The sequence below is a fragment of the Endozoicomonas sp. YOMI1 genome, from assembly GCF_024606345.1.
In the GTDB taxonomy this organism is placed as follows: domain Bacteria; phylum Pseudomonadota; class Gammaproteobacteria; order Pseudomonadales; family Endozoicomonadaceae; genus Endozoicomonas.
In genome coordinates, this window is sequence record NZ_JAHHPM010000085.1 from 1 (window position 1) to 5,281 (window position 5,281).

At 47.1% G+C, this 5,281-nt stretch carries 7 protein-coding genes; 4 read left to right on the forward strand and 3 right to left on the reverse strand.

From position 1 onward, the window contains the following. Window positions 1–205: 205 nt before the first annotated feature. Both phoR and phoB read right to left on the reverse strand, forming a co-directional pair. Window positions 206–1,528: a phosphate regulon sensor histidine kinase PhoR gene (gene phoR / locus KDK15_RS03070; RefSeq protein ID WP_257293899.1), complete on the reverse strand. Its 1,323-nt coding sequence runs from the start codon at window positions 1,526–1,528 to the stop codon at window positions 206–208. Between the two features lie 169 nt (window positions 1,529–1,697). After that, entirely contained in the window at window positions 1,698–2,387 is a 690-nt protein-coding gene (phoB, locus tag KDK15_RS03075; protein WP_257293900.1) for a phosphate regulon transcriptional regulator PhoB, read from the reverse strand. A gap of 392 nt (window positions 2,388–2,779) precedes the next feature. Here phoB and KDK15_RS03080 point away from each other — a divergent pair, with 392 nt between their 5' ends. The 3 genes from KDK15_RS03080 to KDK15_RS03090 all read left to right on the forward strand — a co-directional run bounded on the left by KDK15_RS03080 (window position 2,780) and on the right by KDK15_RS03090 (window position 3,999). Continuing rightward, complete coding sequence (locus tag KDK15_RS03080; protein WP_257293901.1) at window positions 2,780–3,064, forward strand: hypothetical protein; 285 nt, start codon at window positions 2,780–2,782, stop codon at window positions 3,062–3,064. A gap of 142 nt (window positions 3,065–3,206) precedes the next feature. Beyond that, window positions 3,207–3,734 (forward strand): hypothetical protein, encoded by a 528-nt coding sequence (locus KDK15_RS03085; RefSeq protein WP_257293902.1) that lies wholly within the window; start codon window positions 3,207–3,209, stop codon window positions 3,732–3,734. Between the two features lie 103 nt (window positions 3,735–3,837). After that, window positions 3,838–3,999 carry a hypothetical protein gene (locus tag KDK15_RS03090; RefSeq protein WP_257293903.1) on the forward strand — a complete coding sequence of 54 codons (162 nt, stop codon included), beginning with the start codon at window positions 3,838–3,840 and terminating at the stop codon, window positions 3,997–3,999. Window positions 4,000–4,005: 6 nt separating this feature from the next. On the opposite strand, the gene KDK15_RS03095 is transcribed toward KDK15_RS03090, so the two are convergent. Continuing rightward, window positions 4,006–4,707 carry a hypothetical protein gene (locus tag KDK15_RS03095; protein ID WP_257293904.1) on the reverse strand — a complete coding sequence of 234 codons (702 nt, stop codon included), beginning with the start codon at window positions 4,705–4,707 and terminating at the stop codon, window positions 4,006–4,008. A 128-nt stretch (window positions 4,708–4,835) separates the two neighbouring features. Between KDK15_RS03095 and KDK15_RS03100 the strand changes: the two genes are divergently transcribed. Beyond that, the gene (locus tag KDK15_RS03100) at window positions 4,836–5,069 is read left to right on the forward strand and encodes a hypothetical protein (RefSeq protein ID WP_257293905.1); all 234 of its coding nucleotides are present in this window, start codon (window positions 4,836–4,838) and stop codon (window positions 5,067–5,069) included. Window positions 5,070–5,281 lie beyond the last annotated feature (212 nt).

The window sequence follows — 5,281 nt, forward strand, 5'->3', positions numbered from 1 at the left end:
AACAGCTGGATCTTCGTTGGAATTCCTCGCAATAGCCCTGCTATTACTCGTCATTGCGCCTTGCCCAGCTGTCCAAAATGGCTTGCTCGCTATCATATTCAGAAGGCGGAATTGGTATAAGTTTTATTCGCTCTGTATAAAAAAGGGTCTTTCAGACCCTTTTTTATTTTCATGATTTTCTTTTGGCAAATACGGTTTTATATAATCATTTGCCGGAAAGAACGTGTTCAACAGGCTTCTGGACTTTGACGACGCTGGCTTGATTGATTCTCGATAAGGGAAAGTGACATATAAAACGGCTGCTTTTTCCCGGATGACTACTGATACTTATACGACCTTCATGCCTTAATAAAACATGTTTTACAATCGCCAGTCCAAGGCCGGTACCCCCTGTTGCATGACTCCGGCTTTTATCGACCCGGTAAAAACGTTCAGTCAGTCTTGGAATGTGAACAGGGTCAATGCCAACACCATTGTCCTGAACCATCAGGTGTCCACCTTCCTGATCCTGCCACCACTTCACCTGCACCTTTCCTCCAGACGGGGTGTAGCGTATAGCGTTATAAACCAGGTTAGAAAAGGCACTGCGCAGCTCCACTGCATCACCCGTTAATGAGGCATCATCTTCGCACTTGAGTTGTAACTGGTGCTGATTTTCGCCACTCAATGCTTTAGCGTCGTTAACGATACCGGTAAGCAGAGGCTTAAGCTTAATTGACTGACTTATTCTTTCCGGTTCCGTTGCTTCAAGACGTGAAAGTAACAAAAGGTCCTCAATCAGTCGCTGCATTCTGGATGCCTGCTCCTGCATTTGGTCAAGAGCACGTTTAAAGATGGGCGGTGTATCCGGATTCATTGCCATACCATCACTCATGGTCTCCAGATAACCGGAAATGACCGTCAGTGGCGTTCTCAATTCATGGGAAACATTGGCAACAAAATCGGTTCTCATGGTTTCAAGTTGATGCAACCGACTGACATCCCTGACCAATAGAAGTCGATTGCCCTGACCATAAACGGTAATGTCTATTTGAAGCTGTCGGCTCTCGTGAACGGGGGAATCAATCTTGATTGGCTCTTTGCCGTGGCTATTTTCCATATAGCTGGCAAATTTGGGGCTTCGGACCAGGTTTGTCAGAGGCTGCCCCTGGTCATCGGGCATTTGCAGGCCCAGTAACTCGCCAGCGGCACGGTTCCACCACTCAAGGGAGCCACTCTGGTCAGTCATGACGATTCCGTCGTTTAATGCTGCCGTTGACTCCTGCATTCGTTCTATCAGGCTGGTGAGTCGCTGTTTTGAGCGGTTGTGTTTTCGCTGTATTCTATAAATACCGTCAAAAATCTCCCCCCATACGCCTGAGCTTTCGGGGGGATCCAGCGCTTTATGGGCAGCCTCATCAAGCCATATCAGCAGTTGGTGAAGTTGATAGTGGCTCCAGAGAAGGTAGAATAATGTGGCAATAAAAAGCACCAGAAAAATCTGGTCAGCCAGCCAGCCTACAAGCAGCCCAATTACAAGAATTGACACTATACGACCAGTAAACAAGGATCGGATGGAGGTAGTCACAGGTAATTCCGGAGTTTGTTTAGCTTATGGTGATGGAACCTGACCATAATCCTGCTGTCATCAGGCGATGATGGGAAAAACATCTCTGAAGGCACTTTCATTTTTCCCGGTAAAATTCCTGAACAGCATTCTATGCTTTAGTGGAAAAACGGTAGCCAGTACCTCTGACGGTCTGAATGTAATTCTCATAGCCATTGCCCAGCGCTTTTCGCAGGCGGCGAATATGGACATCCACCGTTCTCTCTTCAACATACACATTGCTACCCCAGACCTGATCAAGCAACTGTCCACGGGAATAGGCACGTTCCTGATGAGTCAGGAAAAACTGCAGCAGCCGGTATTCCGTTGGTCCCATTTCGGCGGGGTTGCCATCAATACTGACCCGGTGGCTGACAGGGTCGAGTTCAAGTCCTTTGACGACGATAGCCGACTGTTCGTCCATCCCCTGAGTTCTGCGCAGCACGGCCTTGAGTCGGGCAGCGAGCTCACGGGGAGAGAAAGGCTTGGTGATGTAATCATCCGCACCGGTTTCCAGTCCCTGGATTTTATGGTCTTCTTCCCCTTTGGCAGTCAACATAATGATCGGAATTTCTGCTGTCAGCTGGTCACGCTTAAGTCGTCTGGCCAGTTCGATACCAGAGATGTCGGGTAGCATCCAGTCCAGAAGGATCAAATTGGGTCGGTTATCAACCACCAGTGAGTGTGCCTGTTTTGCATCAGCTGCTTCCAGGCACTGGTAGCCAGCCATTTCCAGAGCCATAGCGACCATTTCTCTGATGGGTGCTTCATCATCCACAATTAGAATTGTTTTGCCAGACATAGAATCGAGCCTTTTTTTTAAGTTTGTATCAAAACGACCATAGCCTTAAATAGTGACAGTTTTGTTACAATTATAAGAGTAATATAGCATTGTAGATTAGTAGTCGGTGTTACACTATATTTCAGTACTGACGTTCATTTTTCAAGAAAATAGCCACTTATACAGCCACTAAAACTTGACAGGAACTTAAAAACAGCCACCGTGTCTGATAAGCCATAGAAGAATAACAGCTTAGAAAAGTTGAAGTTAGATCTGGAAAGTTTGCAGCACTATAACCCGGGCGGGTAGGATCAGGCATTCAATCAGGGACGCCGAACTTTTTACCGGCCAGAGGTGCTGGCAGATCCGGAATTTAAAGACTTTGTGGGTGGAAATTCAGCAGCCTAAAAGACATGGAAGACCGGATAGAGAAAAAGGTCAGCCAATTGATGACACTTTATAAACAGATTTACCTGATGATTGAACAGGATGTGAACCAGGGCGCTCGACACCCGAACGAGCTGAAAGAATTGGAGACCCGCACCGGTTCATGGGTAACCGAGTTGAACATGGCCATCCTCAGGCATATAAGCCCGGCGAAATACCCAAGTGGCACCGAAATGACTACGTGCCCTTTCATATCAAGCACTAACAACAGCATCCAGGGCAGCAGAAAAACTGCCCAATTGGGTGGATGAATAACCCGATGGGAGGTCATTGATGAACAACAGTCGCCGTTCATACTGCGTGGTAAGAGACAAGAAAATTTCTGTATGTTGAGGATTTCAACCACCCACCAGAATTACACCATCACCAGAAACATCCATCGACAGGAACGGCATGAAAGGGATTCATATCTTCAAGCCTGGAAAACACACCAGCAAAGAGACTCTCAGTGGTACCGACTTGTGGGATCATGCCGACAGCAAGCCGCTGGTGACATTGACCGACGCACTGGAAACGCCCATCAAGCGACCCAATGTGATGGTAATCAGCCGCAAAGTGGCCGTGGCACTGCGCCGTAACCCGAGCATCGTCAAAGCCTTTAACGGCACAATAGTCGAGGATGGACTGGTACCTCTATCGTTTGTCAGGGAGCTGCTGGAGATCGATGAGATCCTGACCGGTGCAGCCTACTACAACAGCGCCCGGCCCGGCCATGAGATGCAACTGGAACGCATCTGGGGCAACCATTGCTCGCTGATTTACCGGAACCCCACCGCCAGACCGAACCGGGGCGTCACCTTGGGCATAACCGCCGAACATGGTCAGCGGGTCAGTCGGAGAGATAGACCGAAAGGGGATAGCATTATGGGGCATCTCCTGGGAACAGACCCTGACCAGACCATGAACCACAGAAGGAACTGAACACACAAGATCGCTCCTACATTGGCAAAGGCAAAATTTACCTCAAGCGGTTAAGTTTGCTTTGTTCTTTGACGGCATAAACGAAGCGCAGTCCGGAAAACCGGTGAGCATTACCATGCACCGCTTGAAGTTTTCACCAGTACAGGGGCTGCCCTTTATCAGTGATGAGTTTGCCGAGGATTCAATGGAATTTGAAGTATTGAGGGACAGCAGCATCACCAGCAGTGGGCTGTCCCAGTTTATGAAAGTGGTGCAGGCGCTTTAGAGCGCCTTACTTATATTCATGCTCAAGAATATGAGAGATGTGGTTTGATAGTGGAGTGTTATTATGAACTTTGCTTATTAGTTCCTTTACTTCCTCAAAAGTCCTCCCCGAATAAATGGCATCAAGACCTAAAGAAAATGGATCTCCACTAAATAACACTTTGTTGGGATTATTTGGATCTTCTTCAATCCTATAGGCTTCACGAGGCGCAATAAGAAAAACATCCCCATTTTCAAATAAGCCTGTATACATTGTGTATATTTCATCTTTGTATTTAGTGGTTGCGTTACCCAGCTTCATAATTGCAAAGATATGTTTTATATCTACTCGCTTTGAATCATTAACAAACCCTGAGCTTTGGTCATATGCATAATGTTCATAAAATTTATCAAACCTGCCTGAGTTGTAAATTGATTTTAACTCCTCATATTCACTTGCATGCGCTACTGCTTCCATATTCTTGAATTGAATTCGACACCTTAAATCTTCAATAGTCCTTTGATCGATAGATTTGTTGGTATTATGGCATGTCTGCTCAAGTTGGGGAGCGTTGGGCTGAGTCGGTTCATTTGCGTTACGTTGAATCACCTCAACTGACAAACAGTTGAAATTGCCAGGTTGTAGCTGTTGACTTGGTGTTGATTCTACTGATTGCGGTAGAACTGTGGGCAATAAACCTGTTTGATTATTTGAAATATTGGTTGGCATAAGATTATCCTTAAATTTTATTTATTTCTCTTTTAGAACCTAAGTTTGCAAAAAAGTTCCATCTACGGAAATTTCCTGCTAATAGCTCTCCCCCATGCTGACCGGGTAACCACACAGGAACCCAAACCATGGCCAGCAATAACAGCGTACTCAATATCGTTATCCGGGCTCGGGATTTAGCCAGGGGAGCCCTGACCAAAGTCACTGCCCGGCTACGCACCATGGGCAAAGCCAGTCAGCAGACCGAAAACCGCTTTGCCAGTTTAGGCCGCAGTATTCGCAACCTGGTACTCACCAGCGTGGGCTTTTACGCCATAAAAAAAGCCATGCAGGGGGTATTAAATACCGGGGATCAGATTTGAACGGTTGGAAGTACAGCTGAACGCCATCATGGGCAGTATGGCCGAAGGCGAGCAGGCAATGGCGTGGATTAAGGCGTTCACCAAAAACACCATTGGAGCTGCAGCAGGTCGCTGATGCCTTTACTGCCCTGAAAAACTTCGGGCTAGGAGGCTGTCTGAGAATAGCGCCCGTCTAGGCGACCCCGTAGCGAGGACGGCAGAAAATTGAGGAT

Coding starts and splice junctions, on each gene's coding strand:
- KDK15_RS03080 (WP_257293901.1), top strand. CDS start 2,780: ATGGAAGACCGGATAGAGAAAAAGGTCAGCCAATTGATGACACTTTAT.
- KDK15_RS03100 (WP_257293905.1), top strand. CDS start 4,836: ATGGCCAGCAATAACAGCGTACTCAATATCGTTATCCGGGCTCGGGAT.
- KDK15_RS03085 (WP_257293902.1), top strand. CDS start 3,207: ATGAAAGGGATTCATATCTTCAAGCCTGGAAAACACACCAGCAAAGAG.
- KDK15_RS03095 (WP_257293904.1), bottom strand. CDS start 4,707: ATGCCAACCAATATTTCAAATAATCAAACAGGTTTATTGCCCACAGTT.
- phoB (WP_257293900.1), bottom strand. CDS start 2,387: ATGTCTGGCAAAACAATTCTAATTGTGGATGATGAAGCACCCATCAGA.